Raw genomic sequence first — 1,479 nt, forward strand, 5'->3', positions numbered from 1 at the left:
GTGAAATGTTGTTTTAAAACTAATTCTACACATTCTAACTTAAATGCATAATCATACTTTACTTTTTTTTCCATAAAAATGCCCCAAATAGTGTCTAACTTTTTGGGGCATGTTCATATCATTCTCCTGGCTTTTTCTAAATCTTCAGGAGTATCAATTCCGATTCCGACATGAGTGGTTTCAATCATTTTGATTCGTTTTCCAAATTCAAGATAACGCAGTTGTTCCAGTTTTTCGGATGCTTCCAAAGATTGCATTGGTAAACTATAAAAATCTAATAAAGCTTGTTTTCTAAAAGCATAAATCCCAATATGTTGCATGTAGCGAACGCCCACATTTTTCTCTCTTGGATATGGAATTACCGAACGTGAAAAGTACAAAGCAAATCCGTTTTGATCCACTACCACTTTTACATTATTAGGATTATTGATGTCGTCTTCATTTGTGATTTCGCGCATCAAAGAAGCTAAATCCACTTTTTTATCCAAATCATTTTTAAAAACTTCAATCACTTTTGCCAAAGGTTCCGCATCAATAAATGGTTCGTCTCCTTGTACATTGATTACAATATCAACATCCAGATTTTCGACTGCTTCCGCAATTCGATCACTCCCCGATTCATGTTCTTTGATGCTTCGAATAGCTTTTCCACCGTGAGAAACAATTTCATCATAAATTAAATCGGAATCCGTTACCACAAAAACATCATCAAATAATTGCGTTTTTATGGCTGCTTCATAAGTTCTTAAAATGACCGTTTTACCTCCCAAATCCTGCATCAGTTTTGCGGGAAATCGTGTCGAAGCGTAACGGGCGGGAATGACTGCTATTATTTTCATTTTTATATGGAATTGCTAAAGCGCTAAGTTAGTATGTTTTTAGGATTTACAAAATTGTTCTCAATCCTTAAATTTGCTTGGTGATATTCCAAAAACTAATTTTTCGCCTGATTGTAAAACCCAATTTCTCGTACAATTGTATTGCACCTTTATTGTCTTCAATCACATGTAAATAAGGCGTTTTATTTTGCTTGAAAATTTCATTTACGGTATGGACAACTAATTGTTTCGCGTATCCTTTTCCGGTATGATTGGGATGTGTGACAACTGCGCTGACTTCAATAAAGTCATTCATTTGCATGCGCTCACCAGTTACGGCAACAAGTTCCTCATTTTTGAAAATGCCGTAATAATTACCTAATAAAGCAGTTTTCTTTTTAAAATATCCCGGTTGCACCAAGTCCACTAACTCATATAAAGCATCAATATGTTTGTCAGTCAATTTTACGATTGGGTCATTAATGGCAATATCGATTGGATTATAAACAATCATTTGAAGACAAACCAATTCTTTATTTAACTTATTGATTGTCCGTTTTTAGTCATAATTCTGTAATACTTGCTATTACTAGCCTATCGAATAATTTTTCCTCAAAATACCGTCTGTTAAGCTTGTAAACGAACTCGTTTAGGTATAATT

General features: G+C 34.0%; 2 protein-coding genes and 1 pseudogene. All 3 read right to left on the reverse strand.

The window, feature by feature from the left end:
* Positions 1-113 precede the first annotated feature (113 nt).
* Complete coding sequence (gene kdsB, locus QLS31_RS16225) at positions 114-839, reverse strand: 3-deoxy-manno-octulosonate cytidylyltransferase (protein ID WP_282744706.1); 726 nt, start codon at positions 837-839, stop codon at positions 114-116.
* A 67-nt stretch (positions 840-906) separates the two neighbouring features.
* Positions 907-1,332, reverse strand: a complete 426-nt coding sequence (locus QLS31_RS16230) for a GNAT family N-acetyltransferase (RefSeq protein ID WP_282744707.1) — start codon at positions 1,330-1,332, stop codon at positions 907-909.
* A 49-nt stretch (positions 1,333-1,381) separates the two neighbouring features.
* Positions 1,382-1,479: pseudogene (locus QLS31_RS16235) on the reverse strand (IS1595 family transposase); the annotation flags it as partial.

This window comes from Flavobacterium sp. XS2P24 (assembly GCF_030010285.1).
GTDB lineage: Bacteria > Bacteroidota > Bacteroidia > Flavobacteriales > Flavobacteriaceae > Flavobacterium > Flavobacterium algoritolerans.

Bases quoted from the DNA above. Each gene is read 5' to 3' on its own strand.
- kdsB (WP_282744706.1), bottom strand. From the start codon at position 839: ATGAAAATAATAGCAGTCATTCCCGCCCGTTACGCTTCGACACGATTT.
- QLS31_RS16230 (WP_282744707.1), bottom strand. From the start codon at position 1,332: ATGATTGTTTATAATCCAATCGATATTGCCATTAATGACCCAATCGTA.